The organism is Sphingomonas aliaeris (assembly GCF_016743815.1).
Lineage (GTDB): Bacteria > Pseudomonadota > Alphaproteobacteria > Sphingomonadales > Sphingomonadaceae > Sphingomonas > Sphingomonas aliaeris.
In genome coordinates this window covers 2,539,228-2,561,019 of record NZ_CP061035.1, presented here as the reverse complement: position 1 = coordinate 2,561,019, position 21,792 = coordinate 2,539,228, and the positions used below count along the sequence as shown (strand labels likewise).

General features: G+C 65.0%; 18 protein-coding genes and 2 pseudogenes. 9 read left to right on the top strand and 11 right to left on the bottom strand.

Going from position 1 to position 21,792, the window contains the following annotated elements:
* Window positions 1-109: 109 nt before the first annotated feature.
* Together H5J25_RS12070 and H5J25_RS12065 are read left to right on the top strand one after the other, a co-directional pair.
* Window positions 110-2,116: a putative bifunctional diguanylate cyclase/phosphodiesterase gene (locus H5J25_RS12070; RefSeq protein ID WP_225883086.1), complete on the top strand. Its 2,007-nt coding sequence runs from the start codon at window positions 110-112 to the stop codon at window positions 2,114-2,116.
* Window positions 2,113-2,568: a YybH family protein gene (locus tag H5J25_RS12065; RefSeq protein WP_202091320.1), complete on the top strand. Its 456-nt coding sequence runs from the start codon at window positions 2,113-2,115 to the stop codon at window positions 2,566-2,568. Before H5J25_RS12070 ends, H5J25_RS12065 begins: the two co-directional genes overlap by 4 nt.
* 418 nt (window positions 2,569-2,986) lie before the next feature.
* Here H5J25_RS12065 and H5J25_RS12060 read toward each other — a convergent pair whose 3' ends face one another.
* The 4 genes from H5J25_RS12060 to H5J25_RS12045 form a co-directional block, all read right to left on the bottom strand.
* The gene (locus tag H5J25_RS12060) at window positions 2,987-3,808 is read right to left on the bottom strand and encodes a DarT ssDNA thymidine ADP-ribosyltransferase family protein (RefSeq protein WP_202091318.1); all 822 of its coding nucleotides are present in this window, start codon (window positions 3,806-3,808) and stop codon (window positions 2,987-2,989) included.
* Window positions 3,799-4,656, bottom strand: a complete 858-nt coding sequence (locus H5J25_RS12055; RefSeq protein ID WP_225883085.1) for a macro domain-containing protein — start codon at window positions 4,654-4,656, stop codon at window positions 3,799-3,801. The genes H5J25_RS12060 and H5J25_RS12055 overlap by 10 nt, the downstream gene beginning before the upstream one ends.
* A 242-nt stretch (window positions 4,657-4,898) precedes the next feature.
* Window positions 4,899-8,363, bottom strand: a complete 3,465-nt coding sequence (mfd, locus tag H5J25_RS12050) for a transcription-repair coupling factor (protein ID WP_202091315.1) — start codon at window positions 8,361-8,363, stop codon at window positions 4,899-4,901.
* 148 nt (window positions 8,364-8,511) lie between these two features.
* Complete coding sequence (locus H5J25_RS12045; RefSeq protein ID WP_202096339.1) at window positions 8,512-8,778, bottom strand: FAD assembly factor SdhE; 267 nt, start codon at window positions 8,776-8,778, stop codon at window positions 8,512-8,514.
* Window positions 8,779-8,850: 72 nt separating this feature from the next.
* Between H5J25_RS12045 and recG the strand changes: the two genes are divergently transcribed.
* Window positions 8,851-10,911: an ATP-dependent DNA helicase RecG gene (recG, locus tag H5J25_RS12040; protein WP_202091313.1), complete on the top strand. Its 2,061-nt coding sequence runs from the start codon at window positions 8,851-8,853 to the stop codon at window positions 10,909-10,911.
* A gap of 226 nt (window positions 10,912-11,137) precedes the next feature.
* Here the strand turns inward: recG and H5J25_RS12035 are convergent, their stop codons facing one another.
* The 5 genes and pseudogenes from H5J25_RS12035 to serS all read right to left on the bottom strand — a co-directional run bounded on the left by H5J25_RS12035 (window position 11,138) and on the right by serS (window position 16,200).
* Window positions 11,138-11,455 (bottom strand): PilZ domain-containing protein, encoded by a 318-nt coding sequence (locus tag H5J25_RS12035; RefSeq protein ID WP_202091311.1) that lies wholly within the window; start codon window positions 11,453-11,455, stop codon window positions 11,138-11,140.
* A gap of 142 nt (window positions 11,456-11,597) precedes the next feature.
* Window positions 11,598-12,839, bottom strand: a complete 1,242-nt coding sequence (gene tyrS / locus H5J25_RS12030; protein WP_202091305.1) for a tyrosine--tRNA ligase — start codon at window positions 12,837-12,839, stop codon at window positions 11,598-11,600.
* Window positions 12,840-12,989: 150 nt separating this feature from the next.
* Window positions 12,990-14,147 (bottom strand): M23 family metallopeptidase, encoded by a 1,158-nt coding sequence (locus H5J25_RS12025; protein WP_202091303.1) that lies wholly within the window; start codon window positions 14,145-14,147, stop codon window positions 12,990-12,992.
* Window positions 14,148-14,157: 10 nt separating this feature from the next.
* Window positions 14,158-14,921 (bottom strand): annotated as a pseudogene (gene surE / locus H5J25_RS12020) (5'/3'-nucleotidase SurE).
* Window positions 14,921-16,200 (bottom strand): annotated as a pseudogene (gene serS / locus H5J25_RS12015) (serine--tRNA ligase). The pseudogenes surE and serS overlap by 1 nt, the downstream one beginning before the upstream one ends.
* A gap of 138 nt (window positions 16,201-16,338) precedes the next feature.
* Between serS and H5J25_RS12010 the strand changes: the two are divergent.
* From H5J25_RS12010 to H5J25_RS11995, 4 genes are all read left to right on the top strand, one after another.
* Window positions 16,339-16,848: a host attachment family protein gene (locus H5J25_RS12010; RefSeq protein WP_202091301.1), complete on the top strand. Its 510-nt coding sequence runs from the start codon at window positions 16,339-16,341 to the stop codon at window positions 16,846-16,848.
* Window positions 16,849-17,144: 296 nt separating this feature from the next.
* On the top strand, window positions 17,145-17,774 hold the full coding sequence (locus tag H5J25_RS12005) for a hypothetical protein (protein ID WP_202091298.1): 630 nt from the start codon (window positions 17,145-17,147) through the stop codon (window positions 17,772-17,774).
* A 583-nt stretch (window positions 17,775-18,357) separates the two neighbouring features.
* A complete protein-coding gene (dksA, locus tag H5J25_RS12000; protein ID WP_202091296.1) occupies window positions 18,358-18,816 on the top strand; it encodes an RNA polymerase-binding protein DksA in 459 nt (152 codons plus the stop codon).
* A 310-nt stretch (window positions 18,817-19,126) separates the two neighbouring features.
* Window positions 19,127-19,501 (top strand): PilZ domain-containing protein, encoded by a 375-nt coding sequence (locus H5J25_RS11995; protein WP_202091293.1) that lies wholly within the window; start codon window positions 19,127-19,129, stop codon window positions 19,499-19,501.
* Between the two features lie 47 nt (window positions 19,502-19,548).
* Here the strand turns inward: H5J25_RS11995 and H5J25_RS11990 are convergent, their stop codons facing one another.
* Complete coding sequence (locus H5J25_RS11990; protein ID WP_202091283.1) at window positions 19,549-19,704, bottom strand: YdcH family protein; 156 nt, start codon at window positions 19,702-19,704, stop codon at window positions 19,549-19,551.
* Window positions 19,705-19,889: 185 nt separating this feature from the next.
* Between H5J25_RS11990 and H5J25_RS11985 the strand changes: the two genes are divergently transcribed.
* Both H5J25_RS11985 and H5J25_RS11980 read left to right on the top strand, forming a co-directional pair.
* Window positions 19,890-20,087, top strand: a complete 198-nt coding sequence (locus H5J25_RS11985; RefSeq protein ID WP_202091281.1) for a YdcH family protein — start codon at window positions 19,890-19,892, stop codon at window positions 20,085-20,087.
* A 143-nt stretch (window positions 20,088-20,230) separates the two neighbouring features.
* Window positions 20,231-20,674 carry a DUF1465 family protein gene (locus H5J25_RS11980; protein ID WP_202091279.1) on the top strand — a complete coding sequence of 148 codons (444 nt, stop codon included), beginning with the start codon at window positions 20,231-20,233 and terminating at the stop codon, window positions 20,672-20,674.
* A gap of 121 nt (window positions 20,675-20,795) precedes the next feature.
* On the opposite strand, the gene H5J25_RS11975 is transcribed toward H5J25_RS11980, so the two are convergent.
* Window positions 20,796-21,767: an NAD(P)H-dependent flavin oxidoreductase gene (locus H5J25_RS11975; RefSeq protein ID WP_202091278.1), complete on the bottom strand. Its 972-nt coding sequence runs from the start codon at window positions 21,765-21,767 to the stop codon at window positions 20,796-20,798.
* Window positions 21,768-21,792 lie beyond the last annotated feature (25 nt).

Below are 21,792 nucleotides of genomic sequence, written 5' to 3'. Positions count from 1 at the left end.
AAGGGCTGTCCGCGATACGTCGGGCGGGGCACGGCAAACCCGTCTGCCTCTTGTTCTTATTTTGTAAACGTCGGACAGTAAGATCGCGCAGCATGCGAACGGGGAAGACGTGACCGAAGGCAATCCCACCCCGCTGTATATCCTGTCGTTCCGGCAACGCGACGAACTGGCGGCGCTGGCGGCCAAAGCGGGCTGGCAGGTCGTAGCAGCGCGGCGGGCGGAAGGCGCAGAGCGGCGATTCCTTGCGAGTGGCGCGGCCGTTGCGGTGGTGGATGCCCGCGGAGCCTTGGCCGAGGGGCTGGCGGCGGCGGCTGCGATGAGCGGGGCGGTGGTGTCGAACGGCGGGGCGATGCTGGCACTCGTGTCGCGCGGCGATGTGGATGCCGTGGCGCGATTCTACGATGCGGGGGCGACTCATTTCCTGGCAAGCCCGTTCAGCGAGACGGAGTTCGTGCAGTCGCTGCGGTTTGCGGCGCGCTATGCCGAGGGCATGGCGGGAGAGTGGCAGGCGAGTGCGCCGGTCGATCCGCTGGGCTGGCGGTTCGATCTGCGGGGGCGGACAATTCAGGTGACGCCAGCCCTGGCGCGGATGGTGGATGTTGGCGAAAGTGCCACAGTTCGCGTTTTGTTGCGCGTGTTGGACCGGCCCGAGCGGCGGGCGGCTTTCCTCGCCCTTCGAAGATTGGGCGGGGAGCGGAGTGCAACGGCATTCGCGCACGATTTAAATGGGATTGGGCGGGTCGTGCAGCATTTGCAGCATGACCGGCAGGCGCAGCGGATCGACGCACTGGTGGAACCGTTGGGCAGTGCGCCGGACACGACGGCGGCGATGCGCGACGCGCTGGCCGGATCGCGCGACGCGGGCGGCGCGCGACGGTGGATCGACCGGCGTCTGAACGGCGGCGGCGCGCTGGCCGTCGTGCTGGTGGCGCTCAACCGGTTCGAGGTCGTCAACACGGCGTATGGCCGCGTCGCCGGGGACGCGCTGCTGCGTGGCGCGCACCGGAGGATCGAGGCGGCGGCGCGCGAGGCGCTGGAAAAGGGCGCTCTCGTCGCGCGGATGGGCGGGTCCGAATTCCTGATCGCGACGGACGCGCCGCGCGAGCGGATCGACCTGGCGGTGGAGCGCATCGCGAGCGCGCTGTCCAAGCCGTTCGTCGTCGGCGATTCGATCGCGGTGCTGGGGTGCCGGATCGGCATGGCGGAGCGCAACGACGAGGAAAATGCCGCGACGTTGCTGCGCCGGGCGAGCGAGGCGCTGGCCGAGGCGAAGGCGTCGGACAGCGCGACGTTGCGCGTGGCCGACGCGCGTGAGGAGGATGCGCCGGTCGACCGGCTGGCGGGCGAGCTGGGCCCGGCGATCGATCATGGCGAGATCGACATCGTCTTCCAGCCGCAGGTATCGATGGCGGACGGCACGATCGTCGGCGTCGAGGCGCTGGCGCGGTGGGATCACCCGGCGATGGGGACGATCGGCGCAGACCTGCTGTTCGCCGCCGCCGCGCGTGCCGACCTGGAGATCGCGCTGTCCGACCATATCCAGCGCATCGTGCTGGAGCGCGCGGCGGCCTGGCCGGCGGTGCTGTCACGATTGCGGCTGTCGCTGAACCTGACCGCGGGCGACATTGCGCGCCCGGGCTTTGCCGACCTGTTTCTCGACAGGATCGACCATAGCGGCTTCCCGCGCGGGCGGCTGACGCTGGAGATCACCGAGAGCGGGCTGATCGAGGATCTGAGCATCGCGTCGGCATTGTTGACCGTGTTCCGTCAGGCCGGATGCCGCATCGCGATCGACGATTTCGGCACGGGCTATTCCAGCCTCGCCTATCTGAAGTCGTTGCCGCTCGACTATCTGAAGATCGACAAGAAACTGGCGCAGGACATTACCGGCACCGTGCGCGACCGCGTGGTGGTGCGCGGCGTGATCGACATGGCACGATCGCTGGGCCTGTCGGTGATCGCGGAAGGCGTCGAAACGGAGGAACAGCTGGAGCTGCTGGCGAAGGAAGGGTGCCAATATTATCAGGGCTTCCTGTGTTCCGAAGCGGTGTCGAGCGCGGCGCTGGCGGCGATGATGGAGGCACGGATGGGCGCGAAGACGGGGGCCGGGGCATGATCGGTCTGGCGGTGGTTCTGGCGGTTGCCGTGCCGATGTCGGCTGCGGGGCCGGTCGCTGGGCCGGTCGCGGGCGCGGACAGGGTTCATGCCGAGATCATGGCGGCGATGGCGGACAGCGCCGCGGGGTGGAATGCGGGCGATCTGGACCGGTTCATGCGCGTCTATTCGGATGCGCCGGACACCAGCTTCGTCGCGAAGGACGGGCTGGTGACGGGCAAGGCGGCGATCGCCGCGCGATACCGCCCGCGCTTCACGCCGGAGGGGGCGGCGAAGCGGGGGATGCTGTCGTTCGAGACGCTGCGGTTCACGCCAATCGATGCGCGGCATGCGCTGCTGGTGGCGCGGTATCGGCTGCGGGTTGCAGGCGTGGCGGACCAGACCGGGCCGACGACGTTGCTGTTCGTGCGCGAGCGGGGCGGGTGGCGGATCGCGGCGGATCATAGTTCGTAACAAGTTCGTGCCCAGTCTCCTGCCTTCAAGGCGGCGGGGATAGGTGAAGGACTTCCCGGATCACCGGTGGGGCGGTCCGGCTGCGCGCGATTTACTCCCCTTAGAAGGAGTGCGCCTCTATAGTTGCGTGACCCGAGGCGCTTATGGCCGATACCGCTCAAATCCAGCCAATCATCAAGCATGACAATTTCCTTAGCTTCTTTCGTTCGTTCAGGTTCCAACCACTTGCATGCGCTGGATAGCTCTGATGATCTCGTTAGAAAAGGATGCTGTCCAGTGGGATCATTGCGCGGTACGCAAGATGATCCTCCAGTTGTATCTCGACCTGGTATGTTCCGTCTGCAAACGCGTGCTTGTATATCCAGCGATTGTTGCCGGGTGGCCGGGCATCCAAAGCTTCATTGTAAAAGTCCGCAACTTAACGACCCGCAGCATCAGTTATCGAGATCGCCACCTTGACCTTTTCCAAGTCATGCCGGGGGTTGAGCAGAAAGGTTACGCCTTCCGGGGTTAGGGTAACCTCTTGCACAAAGGTGTGCCGCTTCTGGAAAACCTTAAGTGCATCGGATACATGACCCATCTTTGCCCACGTCTCGCGCTGTGCGCCTAGCATGTGCAGCACGGTGTCACGTTCTGGTTCCGATCGAAAATAAATTTCTCGGAGACAGTCACGCAGGCTTAAAGGGGAAGAGGTCAAGACTTCAGCCGAGCGCGCGTCTGTAATCGACCGGTCGCCTCCGGTGTTTCCCTCACTGAAAACTTTCTCGAACGGTATCTGGCCGAAGTAATCCTCGGTATTCCCCGATACGGTCGTGCCTATTTGCATATTTCGATCAGAGAAGCGTACGTCCGGTTGACATAATACTGATCTTGCGTCGAACGCAAACATCACGAGGAACGGCGCATGAGTTACTTCACCATAGGGGCATTCATTCAGCTTGCGAATGCCCTCGATGCTGTATTGCGTTGGCGTCTTCGGACGAAAATACAGGCGGACGTGATCGTGAGCATCCACTCTCGTATTTATTACGTCAGGCGCTGCAACGTCCCTGGGGTGACGATTGAAAGGGTCGTTACGTGACCGAAGAAAGCCTGCTTGCAAGATAGCAACGGCGTTCTCCAGCGGCGCATGATGAAATAGTCGCGCCGGCCAATGTCTGCGGTGCGGGTAATACTCACTGGTCAGCCGCTGAGTCTGACGCGCAATATGTTCGTCAACGAAAGCCGTCCTTAATGCCATGCCAACTCGTACTGCTGCTTGCTCTGTGTGGCAGCTTCAAAGCCTCTACCATTTGGGCATGGCTCAACGGCGTATTCAGGCGCCGCCGACCCTGCGCGTTGTATCTGAACAGGGCGGATGTTGGGCAAAACGCTGAGAATTGAAAGCAAGGGCGCCCCCCCTCTGATAGCCCAGCCAGCCTTTCTTTCGGTCAGCAGCCCATTTTGGAGGTCGAGCCAAACCCCACGAAGGTCATCTTCCTCAAACAAGCAAGTCGCCGTTTCGGTCTCGATCGCTAGGCCGCGATCATCTCTCATATGCGCGGCGAACGTACTCCGCGAGTCGAGCGTTTCGAGCTTACCATTGGAAAGGTCGACCGCCTTGCCGATCGACGCCATGAAGCCATCGAATGATGTTGTCGTCGTTTTTTCGGCCCGCAGGGCGACGGCCACAGCTTCAAGGTGCTCGGGCAAGCCTACATCGACAGTGTGATCGTGAATGTACACGGGGATGGAGACCTGAGAGAGGTAATGCTCCATGACCGGTCGAACGTCGTTCCAGTCCAACCCGCCGTTACCACAGCCGAGGAGCGGAAATGAAATTTCCGTGATCCCCTGCGCTTCATATGCTATGACAAATTTTGCGAGACCTTGTTCGATCCACTCGATTCTCGACGGATTCCGCCAATGCATCTTTGTCGGAAAGTTCAGCACCCAACTGCCGCGCCCCCGCCATAGCCACAGCTTGCCGGGCACTAACGCCTTCTGATCGCAGATGCGCTTATACGCTGCGAACATCGCGGGCTCACGGTCGCGGAACGCCTGGGCAAGTCCCTTACCCATCACACCGACGCAGTTGACGGTGTTCACCAACGTCTGCGCAGGAGACTCAAAGATGCTGGTGCGACGGTAAATTAGCATTTTATTGAGCCGTAAACTGGAAGGAGTAAGCGAAGACTTTACGCACGATCCATCCTGGTTAAGCATGTAGAACAAATGCGGAACAAACGGCTAGCCGGTTTGTTGCCGATTGTCCAGTAGGATCACCCTATCCGCGTTTTGGCCGCTTGCCTATTAGGAACTCCAAAACCGGCGGGAAACGGGAAGAGGCCTCACCCCGCCGCCCGCGCCAGCCCTTTCGACAATTGCAACGCGCCGTGCAGACGGGCCTTCGGGTCGCCCCAGGTGCGCTGGACCACCAGCTTGCTGTCGGGGCGCAGTTTCGCGACGCCGCCGAGTTTGTCGACCCAAGCGAGCAGGCCGGGGATGTTGGGCGGCTTGTCGTCGTGGAAGGTGACGAGCGCGCCCTTGGGGCCGATGTCGATCTTCGCGACGCAGGCTTTCTTGGCGTTGAGCTTGATCTCGATGACGCGGACGAGGTTTTCGGTGGCGTCGGGCAGCGCGCCGAAGCGGTCGATCATTTCTGCGGCGAACGCCTCCAGGCCGTCCTGATCCTCGACGTCGTTGAGGCGGCGGTACAGGCCCATGCGCAGGTCGAGATCGGGGACGTATTCTTCCGGGATGAGGATCGGGGCGTCGACGGTGATCTGCGGGCTGAAATCCTTCGGCCGCAGTTTCTGGCCGCCGGCCTTGGCGTCCATGATCGCTTCCTCCAGCATCGACTGGTAGAGTTCGTAGCCGACTTCCTTGATATGGCCGGACTGCTCGTCGCCGAGCAAATTGCCGGCGCCGCGAATGTCGAGATCGTGGCTGGCGAGTTGGAAGCCAGCGCCGAGGCTGTCGAGATCGGACAGAATCTTCAGCCGCTTTTCCGCGGTTTCGGTGACGATGCGGTTGGCGGGGGTGGTCATGTACGCATAGGCGCGGGTCTTGGCGCGGCCGACGCGTCCGCGCAGCTGGTAGAGCTGGGCGAGACCGAAGCGATCGGCGCGGTGGATGATCATCGTGTTGGCGCTGGGGATGTCGAGGCCGGATTCGACGATGGTGGTGGAAACGAGCACCTCGAACTTCTTGTCGTAGAAGGCGGACATGCGTTCCTCGACCTCGCTGGCGGACATCTGCCCGTGCGCGACGACGGCGCGGACCTCCGGCACATGATCGCGCATGAATTCCTCGATCGCGGGAATGTCGGCGACGCGCGGGGTGACGAAGAAGCTTTGTCCGCCGCGATAATGTTCGCGCAGCAACGCCTCGCGCAGGACGACCGGGTCCCACGGCATGATGTAGGTGCGCACGGCGAGGCGGTCGACCGGCGGGGTCTGGATGACGGACAGTTCGCGCAGGCCCGACATCGCCATCTGGAGCGTGCGCGGGATCGGCGTGGCGGTGAGTGTGAGGACGTGGACGTCGCTTTTCAGCGCCTTCAGCCGTTCCTTGTGCGTGACGCCGAAGCGCTGTTCCTCATCGACGATGACGAGGCCGAGGCGCTTGAAGTCGATATTCCTGGCGAGGATTGCGTGCGTGCCGACGACGACGTCGATGCGGCCGTCGGCGAGGCCGTCCTTGGTCACCTTCGTCTCTGCGGTGCCGACGAGGCGGGAGAGGCGGCCGACATTGATCGGGAAGCCTTCGAAGCGGGCGGAGAAGTTGTTGAAATGCTGACGCGCGAGCAGGGTCGTCGGGCAGACGATGGCGACCTGCATGCCGGCCATCGCGGCGGCGAAGGCGGCGCGCAGGGCGACTTCGGTCTTGCCGAAGCCGACATCGCCGACGACGAGCCGGTCCATCGGCGTGCCCTTGGCAAGATCCGCCAGCACATCGTTGATCGCACGATCCTGATCGTCGGTTTCCTCGTACGGGAAGCGATCGACGAACTGGGCGTAGCCGGAATCGACCTCGATCACGTCGGCGGGGCGAAGCGCGCGTTCGGCGGCGGTGGCGATGAGTTCGCCCGCGATCTCGCGGATGCGCTCCTTCATGCGGGACTTGCGGCGCTGCCACGCCTCACCGCCCAGTTTGTCTAGGCTGGCGCCCTCGCTGTCCGAGCCGTAGCGCGACAGGACTTCGAGATTTTCCACGGGGACAAACAGCTTGTCGCCGCCGGCATAGCTGAGCGCGACGCAATCGTGCGGGCTCTGGCCCACGGGGATAGAGGTCAGCCCTTCGTAGCGGCCGATGCCGTGATCGGCGTGGACGACCAGATCGCCGGGGGTGAGCATCGCCAGTTCGGCGAGGAAGGCGTCGGCGGATTTCTTGCGCTTGCGGCGGCGGACGAGCCGGTCGCCGAGCATGTCCTGTTCGGTCAGCAGCGCGATGTCGGGCGCGGTGAAGCCGTGGTCGAGCTGCAGGACGAGCAGGGCGACGGCTTTCGCGGCGGCGCCCTGCGCCTCCTGCCAGGTTTCGACCTTGACCGCGCCGGTCAGGCCGTGATCGGCGAGCAGCGAAGACAGACGCTCGCGCGCGCCGATCGAATAGCTGGCGAGGATGATCTTCTTGCCGTCGCGCTGCAGCGTCTTGAGGTGGTGGACGACGGCATCGTAGACGTTGACGCCGGACGCGCGCTCGGCGCCGAAATCGCGCGGGCCGTCGACCTGGAAATCGAGGACGGTAGCGCTTTCGGGTTCGTGGAACTGCGCGGTCTGGTGCGTCGGGCAGGCATTGGCAAGGCTCGAGAACTCCTGCGCGGTGAGGTATAGCGCGTCGGCGGGGAGGGGGCGGTAGCTGCCCGGATCGCTGCGCTGCGCCTGGACGCGGTTGTCGTGATAGTCAGTGATCGCCTCGAACCGCTGTTCGGCGGCGGCGATGACCCCGTCGTCGCGCACGACAACCGCGCCGCCGGGCCCGGTCGGGCCGAGATGGTCGAACAGCGTCGCCATCTTGTCCTCGAACAGCGGCAGCCAATGTTCCATGCCGGACAGGCGGCGGCCCTCGCTGATCGCCTGATAGAGCGGGTCGCCCGTCGCGGTGGCGCCGAAGCGTTCGCGGTAGCGGCTGCGGAAGCGCTTGATGCTGTCCTCGTCCAGCAGCGTTTCCGATGCGGGCAGCAGGGTGAAGCCGTCGACGCGGCCGGTGGTGCGCTGATCCTGTGGGTCGAAGGTGCGGACGGATTCGATCTCGTCGCCGAAGAAATCGAGGCGCAAGGCCTGTGGCTCGCCGCTGGGGAACAGGTCGACCAGACCGCCGCGGACGGCGAACTCACCCGAATCGTGGACGGTCTCGACGCGGACATAGCCGTTCGCCTGCAACATCGTCGCCAGCCGGTCGCGGTCGATCCGCGCCTTGGGGGCGAGCCGCGTGACGAGTTGCCGGATGCGGAACGGGGTCAGCGTGCGCTGTGCAGCGGAGTTGGCGGTGGTGACGAGCAGTTGCGGCGCCTTGGTCGGCTGTTGCAGGCGGTGGAGCGTCGCCATGCGTTCGGCCATGACGTGCAGCGTCGGGCTGGCACGGTCGTAGGGCAGGCAATCCCAGGCGGGGAAGGCGATCACCTCCAGCTCCGGCGCGAAGACCTGCGCCGTCGCCGCGACCGAGCGCATCGCAGCTTCGTCCGGCGCGATGAAGACCGCCCGGGTCGCGGCGGCGCGCGCGAGATCGGCGAGCAGCCACGGTTCGAACCCCGCGGGCACGCCGGACAGCGTGATCGGGGTGGTGGCGGAGAGGATCTTCTTCAGGTCGGGCATGGGTTCAACTTGGCTCCCCTCCCTGGAAGGGAGAGGCTGGGGGTGGGTGGATGCATGCGATATGGTGGGCTGATAGAGTGTGGCCGCAGTAACGCCCGGCCTCCACCCACCCCTGACCCCTCCCTTCCAGGGAGGGGAGAAATGAGGTTCAGCGGGGGATGTGGACGTAGTTTAGCAGCTTCATCGCTTCCATCAGCGTGCCGGCATAGCGATCCGGCGCGGGTTCGATGCCCATTGCCCAGGCCATGATGTCGACATCCTGTTCCTCCATAAGATCCTCGAACAGGACGATTTCATCCTCGCTCCAGTTCCGGGCGTGGGCATCGAAGAAACCGCCGATCAGCAGGTCGGCTTCCTTCACGCCGCGGTGGTGGGCGCGAAAGTGCAGGCGTTTCAGGCGTATCTCGCGGTCCATGCAGACTCCAACGACGATTGCCGGCGGGCGCTGGCGGCGCGCGTCGGGGAGGGGTAAGGCCACCAGATAGTCATGCGGCCCGATATCCTCAATCCATTGTTCGCCGAAGTCACGGCACTGAAGGGCATCGGCCCGGGACTGGCCAAGCCGCTGGAGCGACTCGGGCTGGGGCGGATCGTCGATGTCGCCTTTCATCTGCCGACTGGGTGGATCGACCGCGTGCCGCGCACCGAGCTTGACATGGCGGATGCGGGGCGGACGATCGCGATCACGCTGACCGCACAGAGTTATAGGTCGGGCAACGGACGCGGGCCGACGCGCGTCCAGGCGACGGACGCGGCGGGAAATTACGTCAGCCTGGTCTATTTCGGCGGGCATCCCGGCTGGGCGAAGAAGCTGGCGCCGCTGGGCGAGGAGCGGCGCGTTTCGGGGCGGCTGGAACTGTACGGTCAGGAATTGCAGATCGTTCACCCCGATTACTGCCTGCCGCTGGACGAAGCGCCCGACGCCGGCGAACGCGAGGCGATCTATCCGTTGTCGGAAGGGATCACGTCGCGGCGGATGGGGCAGTTGACCGCGCAGGCGATCGAGCGGTCGCCGGACCTGCCGGAATGGATCGAGCCGGGGCTGCTCGCCAAGCGCGAATGGCCGGCGTGGCGCGAGGCGCTGACGCGCGTGCATGCCGATCCGTCGGATGCGAAGGCGAAGGAACGGCTGGCCTATGACGAGATCTTCGCCAACCAGCTTGCGCTCAGCCTCGTCCGGCAATCGTCGCGGGCTCGGCGGGGACGGGCGTTGCAGGGAGACGGACGGCTGCGCGACGCGCTGAAGCTGCCCTACCAACTGACGGGTGCGCAGGCGCGGACGGTGCGCGAGATCGAAGGCGATCTTGCGCAGCAGCAGCCGATGCTGCGCCTGCTGCAGGGCGATGTCGGATCGGGCAAGACTCTGGTCGCCGCGATGGCGTTGCTGATCGCGGTGGAGGCGGGGGCGCAGGGGGCGTTGCTGGCGCCGACCGAAATCCTCGCGCGGCAGCATTACGAGACGTTGCGGCGGCAGCTGGCCGGGCTGGGCGTCGAGGTCGCGATCCTGACCGGGCGCGACAAGGGGAAGGTCCGCGAGGCGACGTTGATGGGACTGGCAGCCGGGACGATCGATATCCTGATCGGAACGCATGCGATCTTTCAGGAGGCGGTGACCTACAAGGATCTGGGGCTGGTCGTGGTGGATGAGCAGCACCGCTTCGGCGTGGCGCAGCGCATGTTGCTGCAGGCCAAGGCGAAGACCGCGCCGCATCTGCTGGCGATGACCGCGACGCCGATCCCGCGCACGCTGACGCTGGCGCATTATGGCGAGATGGACGTCAGCCAGCTGGACGAAATGCCGCCGGGTCGCCAGCCGATCGAGACGCGGGTTATATCGGAGGACCGGCTGGCCGATGTGGTCGATGCACTGGCGCGGCATTTGTCGGATGGCGGGCAGGCCTATTGGGTGTGTCCGCTGGTCGAGGAAAGCGCGAAGAGCGATCTGGCGGCGGCGGAGGCGCGCGCGGAGACGCTGCGGGCGCGGTTCGGCGACCGGGTCGGGCTGGTCCATGGGCGGATGAAGGGGCCGGAAAAGGATGCGGTCATGTCCGACTTCTCCGCGGCGAAGACGGGTGTGCTGGTCGCGACGACCGTGATCGAGGTGGGCGTCGATGTGCCCAATGCGACGTTGATCGTGATCGAGGCGGCGGACCGGTTCGGGCTGGCGCAGTTGCATCAGTTGCGCGGGCGCGTGGGGCGCGGGTCGGGCAAGTCGAATTGTCTGCTGGTGCGCGGCAATGCGCTGGGCGAGACGTCTCGCGCGCGGCTGGCGCTGATGCGCGAGACGAATGACGGGTTCCGCATTGCGGAAGAAGATTTGAGGCTGCGCGGGTCGGGCGAATTGCTCGGCACGAAGCAGTCGGGCGAGGCGGCGTTCCGCATCGCCACGCCGGAAATGCTGAGCGACCTGTTGCCGGTGGCGACCGACGATGCGCGGTTGCTGATCGACCGCGACGGCGGGCTGGATGGCGAACGGGGTAAGGCGGCGCGGACGGCATTGTATCTGTTCGAGCGGGATGCCGGGGTGGCGTTGCTGCGGAGCGGGTGAGCGCGAAATTGGGGGGCAGGTGCTTCGACAGGCTCAGCCCGAACGGGTGGTGAGATTTCGGCGAACTGGGTGATCCTCCCCGGCACGGGGAGGTGGCAGCCGCAGGCTGGCGGAGGGGGCTTTCCGCGGGCGATTCGCTGGTGGAGAGGCCCCACCACCATTTCGCTGAATGCTCATGGTCCCCCTCCCCGTTCCGGGGAGGACCCCGTCGCCGGGGAGGATCGGCTTACTTGGCTTTGATCAGCACCGCGAGCAGGTCGAAATAATCGGCCTGACCTATCGGATGATCGAGTTCGCAGCCGATGCGGCCGCCGAGCGACCAGCGCACCTGTGCCGCGACGACGCCGACGATCGGCAGTGTGACGCGCAGTCGGGCGCCGACCGGCAGATCGTTATCGTAGCGCGCCATCAGCCCCTGTGCGGAAATGTTGACGATCAGCAGCGACAACGCACGCGCGTCCGGCCCGAAACCGCGGGCGCGGTAATGGACTTCGTCGCGCGGTGTCGCGCGGCTTTCGGCATAGGCGGTATTGCCCGAGGCCATGTTTGGATAATCCCCCAAGTGAACGCATTACCGACGCTATGGGGGAGGCGTAAAGCGGGCCGAAAGGAACCTGCTTAACGAAACGTACCGCAGGGAAAACGCGGTGAACCGAGCGATATCGACCCATTCCGGGTCGATATCGTCAGCCGGCGACGAGCAATCCGTGATTCTTCTTGCCCGCGGCGATCGCTACGGAATCGGCGCCGACGGTGATCGTCATCGCCTCGTCCGTGACCTTTTCCCCGCCGACGCGCGCGCCGCCGCCCTGGATCAGGCGGCGCGCCTCGCCCTTCGATTTCGCGAAGCCGAGGCCGATCAGCGCATCGATCACCGCGATCGGAGCGGACACGACAAAGGTCGGGAGCGATCCGCCGACCGAGCCTTCCTCGAAGGTACGACGCGCGGTTTCCGCCGCTTCGTCGGCGGCCGCGCAGCCGCGGCACATCGCCGTCGCTTCGTTGGCGAGGATCTTCTTCGCTTCGTTGATGCCGGCACCTTCCAGCGATTCCAACCGGGCGATCTCGTCCAGCGGCAGATCGGTGAACAGGCGCAGGAAACGGCCGACATCGCGGTCGTCGGTGTTGCGCCAGAACTGCCAGTAATCGAAATGCGGCAACTGGTCCTCGTGCAGCCAGACCGCACCCGACATGGTCTTGCCCATCTTTCCGCCATCCGCGGTGGTGATCAGCGGGGTGGTGATGCCGTAGACTTCGGTGCCGTCCATGCGGCGCGACAATTCGATGCCGTTGACGATATTGCCCCATTGATCGCTGCCGCCCATCTGCAGCCGGCATCCGGCGCGACGCGACAGTTCGAGGAAATCGTACGCCTGCAGGATCATATAGTTGAATTCGAGGAAGCTGAGCGACTGTTCGCGGTCCAGCCGCAGCTTGACGCTGTCGAAGCTGAGCATGCGGTTGACCGAGAAATGTTGCCCGACATCGCGCAGGAACGGGATATATTCCAGCGCGTCGAGCCATTCGGCATTGTCGAGCATGATCGCGTCGGTGGGGCCGCCCGTCTCACCCTCCGGCGCGAACGTCAGGAAGCGTTCGAAGATGCGTTTGATCGACGCGACGTTGGACTGGATGCCCTCTTCGCCGAGCAGCTTGCGCGCCTCGTCCTTGAAGCTGGGATCGCCGATCTTCCCGGTGCCGCCGCCCATCAGGACGATCGGCTTGTGCCCCGTCTGCTGCAGGCGGCGGAGCAGCATGATCTGCACGAGGCTGCCGACGTGCAGCGACGGCGCGGTCGGATCGAAGCCGATATAGCCGGGCACGACCTGCGTCTGCGCGAGCGCGTCGAGCGCCGCCGCATCGGTGGTCTGGTGGATATAGCCGCGGTCGGCGAGGGTGCGCAGCAGGGGGGATTGGTGCTCGGTCATGATGCCGGGGCGCTTAGCGGGTTTTGGCGAACTCCGGAACACCTTCAATAAACGCGCCTCCCCTTCAGGGGAGGTGGGGTGGGGATGTCTCGTAGAGGTCGGCATTGCTGGTCGGCCCCACCCCAACCCCTCCCCTGAAGGGGAGGGGCTTTAGTTGGCGGGAAGTTGCGGGACGGGGTTCACCGGCGCGCGGCCCTTGCGCATTTCGAAGTGGAGTTCGGGGCGGTCGGCGAAACCGGAATCGCCGGACAATGCGATCTTCTGGCCGCGTTTCACCGCCTGTCCGCGCTGGACGAGCAGGCGGCTGGCATGGCCGTAGACAGTCGTCCAGCCATCGCCGTGCTTGACAATGACGAGGCCGCCGAGCGCCGCGATCTCGTCCCCGGCATAGGCTACGACGCCGTCCGCGGCCGCCTTGATGGGCGTGCCGATGGGGACTGCGATCTTGATGCCGTTATTGCGCTCGCCGCTGGCGCCGGGGCCGAATTTGCCGACCACGCGGCCCTGCACCGGCCAGACGAACCCGCCGCGCAGGCGATCCGGTTCCTTGAACGGGGTGGTCGGCGGCAGCACGCGGGTGGGCGAGGTGGTCGGCCTGGCGGGGCTTTGCGTCGCGGCGATCGCGGGACTGCTGCCGGTAACGAGGTCGTCGACGTCGATCCTAAAGGCGGAGGCGCGCTCCTCGATGCTGGAGCGGCCGGGGGCGTTGCCGGGGATCAGGATGCGCATGCCGACGCGCAGGGCATAGGGTTCGGGCAGGTCGTTCGCGGTGACGATGCGCGACCAGTCGATGCCATAGGCGCGCGCGATGGCGATGCCGGTCTCGCCAAGCCGGACGAGATGATAGCGGCCCGCGGGTATCTGGAGCCGTTGCCCGGTGCGTACGACATAGGGCGGCGGCAGCGCGTTGGCGCGGGCGATCGCCTCCATGCCGGAGCCGGTGCGGTCGGCGATGGCGCGCAACGTGTCGCCGGCGCGGACGGTGTAGGTGGTGGCGGGGACCGTCTGCGCATCCGGGGTGACCGGGCGTGCCTTCCACGCGGGCGGGGCGCTTGGGACCTGCTGGACAGGCGCTTCGCGGCGCGGCTTGTCGGGGCGGCGGGGTTCGGCGGCGCGGACGGGTTCGTCCACGCGGCGCGGTTCGTAGCGATCGACCTGCGTATCGGTTTCGGCCGGCGGGGCGCCTTGCGGGTAGCGATTGTCGGCGGGCTGCGGCACCGGGCGGCGCTGCGGGATCGATTCGCGGCCGGCGGGGATGCAACCGCCGAGCAGTGCGCTGGCGACCAGCGCCGCGATCGGTCCGCGCATCCCCGGACTCCTATCGATATGCGGCGTGGAGCAGGTCGACCGATTCGTAATGCGTCAGATCGAGATGCAGCGGGGTGACGGAGACGTAATTGTCCGCGACCGCCTCCAGATCGGTGGCATGCGCGGGGGTCTGCACGACCGGGCCGAGCGAGAACCAGTGATATTCGTAGCCGCGCGGGTCGCGGCGAGTATCGACCTGCAACCGGCCATAATCGCGCAGGCCCTGATTGGCGACGCGGATGCCCTGCACCTGATCGGCGGCGCAGGCGGGGAAGTTGACGTTGATGAGCGTTCGGGCTGCGAGCGGCGCGTCGATCAGGGGGCGAGGACACGCTGGCCCCAGGCGGTGGCGGCTTCGAACGGGACGGTATCGCCCATGCCTTCGCGGGCATAGACTTGGCTGAGCGCGATCGATCGCACGCCGGCCAGCGCACCCTCCATCGCGGCGGAAACGGTACCGGAATAGGTCACGTCCTCCGCCAGATTGGCCCCGCGATTGACGCCGGACAGGATCAGGTCGGGCGGATCGTCCTTCATGATGCGGGCGAGCGCCATCATCACCGCATCGGTCGGCGTGCCCGCGACGGCGTAGCGCCGGTCGGCATGCTTGCGAACGCGGATCGGGCGGCTGAGCGTCAGCGAATGGCCCGCGCCCGATTGCTCCTCCGCCGGTGCGACGACCCAGATATCGTCCGAAAAGGCGGCGGCGATATGTTCGAGGACGGTCAGGCCGGGGGCGTGATAGCCGTCGTCATTGGTGATCAGGATGCGCATCAGGCCGCCGGCTCCAGACGGTTCAGGCCCTTCAGATAGGGTTGGAGCGCATCGGGAATCGCGACTGATCCGTCCTCCTGCTGGTAATTCTCGATCACCGCGACGAGCGTGCGGCCGACCGCGAGGCCCGAGCCGTTTAGCGTGTGGACGAAGCGTGTCGCCTTCTCGCCTTCCGGCCGGAAGCGCGCATTCATGCGGCGGGCCTGGAAATCGGTGCAGGTCGAGCAGCTGGAGATTTCGCGATACTGGTTTTGCCCGGGCAGCCAGACCTCCAGATCATAGGTGCGAGCGGCGGTGAAGCCCATGTCGCCGGTGCACAATTTCATCCGGCGGAACGGCAGGCCGAGCGCGTCGAGCAACCCTTCGGCGCAGGCGGTCATCCGCTCGTGTTCCGCCTCGGAGGCGTCGGGCGTGACGATCGAGACCATCTCGACCTTCTCGAACTGATGCTGGCGGATGAAGCCGCGCGTATCGCGACCGGCGGATCCGGCTTCGGACCGGAAACAGGGCGTGAGCGCGGTGAAGCGAAGCGGCAATTCACCCTCGGTCAGGATCTTGTCGCGGACGATGTTGGTCAGGCTGACTTCCGCCGTCGGGATCAACCAGCGGCCGTCGGTGGTGCGGAACAGATCCTCGGCGAATTTAGGCAACTGCCCAGTACCGAACACCGCCTCGTCGCGGACCATCAGGGGTGGGGCGCAGAGTTCGTAGCCGTGACGTTCGGTCAGCGTGTCGAGCATGAACTGGCCGAGCGCGCGGTGCAGTTTCGCGGCGGCGCCGCGCAACAACGTGAAGCGCGCGCCGGACATTGCCGCGCCGGTTTCGAAATCCAGCCCGAGCGCGGGGCCGATCAGGTCGTGTTCCTTTGCGGGGAAAGACAGGATCGTCGGTGTGTCGTGCGTGTGAACGAGTTGGTTGCCGTCCTCGTCAGCGCCCTCGGGAACATCGGCGAGGGGAGGTTGGGGATGGCGGCGAGTTGACCGGTCAACTGCTCGCCCAGCGTCTTTTCCTCCGCTTCGATCGCGGGCAGGCGTTCCTTGAGCGCGCCGACCTCCGCCATCAGGGCGGCGGCGGTGGCCTCGTCCTTCTGCGCCTTGGCCGCGCCGATCGCCTTGCTCGCTTCGTTTCGGCGGGCCTGGCCGACCTGCGCCTCGGTAATCAGTGCGCGGCGGCGTTCGTCCAGCGCGACCAGATCCGATGCAATCGGCGATACGCCGCGTTTTGCCAGGGCGGCGTCGAAAGCGGCGGGGTTTTCGCGGATCGATCGGATGTCATGCATGGCCTGCGCTATGCCGTCGCGTGCGCGGCTGTGCAACCGGTGCCCGCGTGGCGGCGCAACCGCCGCCCGCGCGCCCCGCGCAACCGTCACGGGGGGCGGCGCGTTGCACGGGCAGCTATCACAGAGAAGGAACAGAGCATGCAAGTCCCTCATAACGCGTTCGTCCTGGTCGCCGATGGTCGCAAGGCGCTGTTCTTCCGCAACGAAGGCGATGCGGAATATCCCAACCTGAAAGTCGAGCATGCGCAGGAGCATGTGAACCCGGCGGATCGCGACCAGAAGACCGACGCGGCCGGCGGTGCGCGATCGACGCAGAGCGGATCGCAGGCCCCGGCAGCGGCGCAGGGCGGAAGCAATCACGCATCCGGCGGCGGTGCGCAATTTGCGGAGTCGCGCGGATCGATGGGTGAGACGGACTATCACCAGCAGGAGGAAGACCGGTTCGCCGCCGAAACCGCGGAGATGCTGAAGCAGCGCGCGTTGAAGAACGAGTTCGGATCGCTGATCATCATCGCGCCGCCCAAGACGCTGGGCGAGCTGCGCAAACATTATCACAAGGAAGTCAGCAGCCGGCTGACGGCCGAGATCGACAAGGATCTGACCGGGCATCCGGTCGATCAGATCGAGAAGGCGCTGATCGCCGCCTGATTTAAAAGGGCTCCCGTGACGGGAGCCCTTTTCGGTTCGATCAAGCCGCCGCTGCGGCCTTTTTGGCGAAGCGTTTGCGGGCGACGAGCGCCGCCGCCGCCGCGCCGAACAGCAGGACCATCGGCGGCGCGGGAACGGGGGCCGGGGGCCCGCCCGTAGAGCCGGTGCTGCCACTGCTGGAGCCGGTGCTGCCGCCAGTGGAACCGTTGCCGCCATTGCTGCTCCAGCCGCCGGTCGAACTCCAGCCGCCACTGCTGCCCCAACCCTGACTGCTCGAACCGTAGCTGCTGCTGGACGTGCTGCTTCCGTTCGAAGAGCTCGCGGACGACGTGCTGGTCGAACCACCGGTCGAGGAGCCCGAGGCGGAGGACGTGACATCCCCGCTCGACCCCGAGGAATTGGACGACGATCCGCTGGACGCTGAGGAGGATGAGACGTTCCCGCTCGACGACGACGAACCGGACGAAGAGCCGTTGCCGCTGGACGACGACGAAACGTTGCCGCTGGAGCCGCCGCCGGCGGACGATGATGTGCTGGAACTTTCCGCACCGCCGGTGCTGCTGTTGCCCGACGACCCGCCGTTGCCTGACGATGTGGACCCGCCGCTGCTGGTGCTGGAACTGCTGGTCGAGGAGATTATGATCCCGCTTCCGCCGCCGGAGCTTCCACTGCCGCTGCCACCGCCGCCGGAGAAACCGCCGCCGAAAAAGCCGCCACTGCCGAATCCACCGCTGCCGCCGATGACGGCAAGGCCACCATTGCCGCCGCCGGATCCGCCGCCCGACCCACCAAAGGGCGTCTGCGGGGGCAGGGGAATCGGCCCCTCCTGGCTCGCCAGCGTGACCACGGGCGGGGGCAGGCCCCTTGCGGGTTCGAAACGACTCGGCGGGGCCGGTAGCCGGTCGGCGCAGCAGCAACCCTGGTAGGCGCAACGGGACGTACGTGGCGTTTGGGCAGTACCTTCTGATAGGCCGGCCGCGGCCTCGGCTTTTCCGCCACGTGGACCGCGCCGCCGCCGATCAATGCGCCGCCGCAGGTGCATGCGCACAATTTGCCCAAAGCCATCCGCACCGACATGATATCACTCTCTTATTGCCGACGTTGCCGTCAGGTTCGTTCAGCCGCAGCTGATAGGCTGCTATTCATTCAAAGGGCCCAACAAATCATTAAGTTCAACCGTGTTAACCAAGTTATCCTCCTAAACCCGGCGGCTATTTCTCGCCGCGTCGATAAGTCTATAGTTAACGTGCCATTAGGGAACAATTAGCCGGGTCGGCATTGTCGGAAGATCAGTTCGTTTGTTCCCTGGTAGATATTTGCGCGTCCGCGCAGATCGCCGCGTTTTGTCCGTGTGACGAGCAAACGGGGAGGGCGCCGGGATACGCGGCATGATCACACCGGATTGCTTGTGGAGTGCTTCGGGCGCTTGTATAGGCGCGCCATCAGGGGTGAGGTCAGCATGGACGATACGGGCGCAACAAGCGTCGGACGGCCACGGGGAGAGTTGGGATGGCGACGGTCTTGAATCGATTGGACGACTCCGGAAAACCATTGGCTCCAGCCAATGACGCGAACTATCGGCCCAGTGCCGACGAAGAGTTCATGAACCCGAAGCAGCAGGAATATTTCCGCGCGAAGCTTCAGGCGTGGAAAGACGCGATCCTGAAAGAAGCGGCGGGGACGCTATCGCAATTGCAGGTCGATTCGCTGCGCGAGGCGGATCTGACCGATCGAGCGTCGAGCGAGACGGACTGGTCGATCGAACTGCGCACGCGCGACCGCCAGCGCAAGCTGATCTCCAAGATCGAGGCGGCGATGCGCCGGATCGACGATGGCGAATACGGATATTGCGAAGTGACCGGCGAGCCGATCAGCTTGGCCCGGCTGGAAGCACGCCCGATCGCGACGATGACCGTAGAGGCGCAGGAAAAGCACGAGCGCAACGAGAAGGTTTCGCGCGAGGACTGAGCCAAATCGACGTCTTGGCCGGATCATCAATTCCGGCCACCTATCGTCGTTACAAAACCGTTTGCAAAATGGTGTGGCGGAGCGAACCGCCATGTTCTTCATCGATGCTCGCGTGGTACGATCGCCCGGCGGGCCATCCCGGATGATCGGAACGCGTTTCCGGTCCTGGTCCTATCACCTCGACGGCGACGTGGCTTGTTCTGCCCCGACCGATGGCGAATGCCGCTTGGACGAGCCGATCCAATAAGACTTTCGGTAAGGTTTGGTGGCTAACCCGGATCAAGCTAGCGGAGGCGTTGCGGACGATCTGATGGACGGGTTTCAAGAATTTTCCGGCGACGACGTGGCTGCGCAGGACAACGCCAGCGCACGAGATACGTCGCGGGACAGCTTCTTCCTGATGGCGGAGTTTCGCGAGGTCGGTTTGCCGACGGGCCGGCACGTGCGGGTCCGCAACTTGTCGACCGGCGGCTTGATGGCGGAATATGCGGAGCCGATCGCTCTTGGCACACCGGTCGAACTGGACGTCCGGGGGATCGGCTGGATCAAGGGTAGCATCGCCTGGGTCGCGGCGGGCCGTATAGGCGTGTCATTCGACCGCAAGGTCGACCCAAAGGCCGCGCGCAAACCAACCAGTGGTGCAGCACGGTCGCAAAAATTTTCGGGACCGGTGATCCTGCGCTGAAGGCCCCGCGCCGGGCAGATGCCAGGCGCGAGGCTGAGGGTCAGCCGCTATTGCGCGGTCATTTCTTCCTTGATGCGCAGTTTCTGCTTTTTAAGCGCTGCAATCGTCGTTGCATCGGGCATGGGGCGCTGCGATTCGGCGGCGATCTTGCGATCGAGGCCGGCGTGCTTGGCTTCAAGTGCTGAGAAATGTGCGGTCTGCATGGAAGCAATCCTCCTTCAGTTCTTGGGCGGGGGACATATAGAAACACGCATAGATCAATTTGTCTTCATCGATTTTGCCCGCTTTCGACAGGTCGACACGATTTCTGCGCCAAAACGTTTTCCGCTCACATGGGTGGTCCGACTTTGCTAGGGTCGTTACGGCATCGGGGTGAGGGGGAGGTCGCATGGAAGAAACGCAGATTGCCAAGCGGCTCGACGTGCTGCGTACGGAACATCGCGACCTGGATTCGGCGATCATGGCGCTGATCGAGTCCGGATCGACCGACCAGCTGCAACTTGCCCGATTGAAGAAGCGCAAATTGCGATTACGCGACGAAATCAGCATGCTGGGGGACCATTTGATCCCGGATATCATTGCCTGAGCCGATGCGTGCGGCGGGGCGAGGGATCCGAAGTGATCCGCTTTGGCACGTAATTTCTTACAAAAACAGCACTGCGGCTATGTCACCGGTGACATGACTGTGGCACTCTGGCGGTGATGAGCCGAATTCCTCCCGAACCGAGAATGCATCGCCGGCTGATCGACACGCTCTATGTCGATGCGATGGTGCTGGCCGACGAAGCGCGCAGCTATTTCGACGAGGCCGGGCGGCTGGAGCGCGAGGCGCTGGACCCGATGGCGCGCGTATCGTTCTCATGCGAGTCGTTGAAGGTGACGACGCGGCTGATGCACATCATCGCTTGGTTGCTGACGCAGCGAGCGGTGGATGCGGGGGAGTTGCGCGCGGCGGATGCGCTGGATCCATCACGGCGACTTGGGCCCGCACCGGTAAGCGAGGCACATGCGGTATCGTCCATGCCGACCCAGGCGCGCGCGTTGATCACTGCGAGTGCGGAACTGTATCGCCGAGTGGCGCGGCTGGACGATTCTCAGGCGGACGAGGGGCCGTCAGGCGCGCTTATGTCACCGGTGCAATCGATGCACGCGCGGCTGGCGAGTTCGTTCTAGTTTCCGCGATCCAGGGCGGGCGGCTTTTTATCCGGCCTTTCGTGTCGGCGTAATCGACAAGCCGGTCTGCTTGTGGCGATCGGTTTCTCGACTACGCTCGAAACGAACGGGATGCGGAGGTCTACAGCCCCAGACGAGCGCGGGCGGCCTTGTATTCGCGTTCCATTCGATCGACGCGGACGGCGACGGATTCGACCGCGGTGACCGCGCCGATGCCCTGGCCTGAACCCCAGATGTCCTTCCACGCCTTGGGCTTCGATCCGTTGCCGGTGCCGAAATCCATCGTCTTCAGATCGCCCTCTGGCAGATTGTCCGGATCCATGCCCGCCGCCTGGATCGATCCGCGCAGGTAATTGCCGTGCACCCCGGTGAAGAGGTTGGAATAGATGATATCCGACGCCTTGCCCGCGACGATGCCGTCCTTGTACGCGGGATCGGCATTGGCTTCCTCGGTCGCGATGAAGGGTGAGCCGATATAGCCGAGATCCGCACCCATCGCCTGCGCGGCGAGCACCGCGTCGCCGGTCGCGATCGAGCCGGACAAAGCGAGCGGACCGTCGAACCACTGGCGAATTTCCTGGATCAGCGCGAAGGGCGACAGGCGTCCGGCATGGCCACCCGCGCCGGCCGCGACCGCGATCAGGCCATCCGCGCCCTTTTCGATCGCCTTGCGCGCGAAGCGGTCGTCGATGATGTCATGCAGCGTGATGCCGCCCCAGCCGTGGACGGTCGTGTTCAGATCCTCACGCGCGCCCAATGAGGTGATGACGATCGGCACCTGCCACTTGGCGCAGGTCGCGAGATCGGCCTCGAGCCGTTCGTTCGATTTGTGGACGATCTGGTTGACCGCGAACGGGGCGGCGGGGCGATCGGGATTGTCGCGGTTCCACGCGGACAATTCCTCGGTGATGCGGTGGAGCCATTCGTCGAGCTGCGCCTGAGGCCGCGCGTTCAATGCCGGGAAGGACCCGACGATTCCCGCCTTGCACTGGGCGATGACCAGATCCGGGCCGGAGATGATGAACAGCGGCGACCCGATGATGGGCAAGCGCAGGCGTTGCAGGATGGGGGAAGGCTCATGAGTACGTTTCATAGCGCAACTGAAATGACTGTCCAGC

Coding starts and splice junctions, on each gene's coding strand:
- H5J25_RS12065 (WP_202091320.1), top strand. CDS start 2,113: ATGATCGGTCTGGCGGTGGTTCTGGCGGTTGCCGTGCCGATGTCGGCT.
- H5J25_RS12060 (WP_202091318.1), bottom strand. CDS start 3,808: ATGGCATTAAGGACGGCTTTCGTTGACGAACATATTGCGCGTCAGACT.
- mfd (WP_202091315.1), bottom strand. CDS start 8,363: ATGCCCGACCTGAAGAAGATCCTCTCCGCCACCACCCCGATCACGCTG.
- H5J25_RS12045 (WP_202096339.1), bottom strand. CDS start 8,778: ATGGACCGCGAGATACGCCTGAAACGCCTGCACTTTCGCGCCCACCAC.
- recG (WP_202091313.1), top strand. CDS start 8,851: ATGCGGCCCGATATCCTCAATCCATTGTTCGCCGAAGTCACGGCACTG.
- H5J25_RS12035 (WP_202091311.1), bottom strand. CDS start 11,455: ATGGCCTCGGGCAATACCGCCTATGCCGAAAGCCGCGCGACACCGCGC.
- tyrS (WP_202091305.1), bottom strand. CDS start 12,839: ATGACCGAGCACCAATCCCCCCTGCTGCGCACCCTCGCCGACCGCGGC.
- H5J25_RS12025 (WP_202091303.1), bottom strand. CDS start 14,147: ATGCGCGGACCGATCGCGGCGCTGGTCGCCAGCGCACTGCTCGGCGGT.
- H5J25_RS12010 (WP_202091301.1), top strand. CDS start 16,339: ATGCAAGTCCCTCATAACGCGTTCGTCCTGGTCGCCGATGGTCGCAAG.
- dksA (WP_202091296.1), top strand. CDS start 18,358: ATGGCGACGGTCTTGAATCGATTGGACGACTCCGGAAAACCATTGGCT.
- H5J25_RS11995 (WP_202091293.1), top strand. CDS start 19,127: ATGGACGGGTTTCAAGAATTTTCCGGCGACGACGTGGCTGCGCAGGAC.
- H5J25_RS11990 (WP_202091283.1), bottom strand. CDS start 19,704: ATGCAGACCGCACATTTCTCAGCACTTGAAGCCAAGCACGCCGGCCTC.
- H5J25_RS11985 (WP_202091281.1), top strand. CDS start 19,890: ATGGAAGAAACGCAGATTGCCAAGCGGCTCGACGTGCTGCGTACGGAA.
- H5J25_RS11980 (WP_202091279.1), top strand. CDS start 20,231: ATGCATCGCCGGCTGATCGACACGCTCTATGTCGATGCGATGGTGCTG.
- H5J25_RS11975 (WP_202091278.1), bottom strand. CDS start 21,767: ATGAAACGTACTCATGAGCCTTCCCCCATCCTGCAACGCCTGCGCTTG.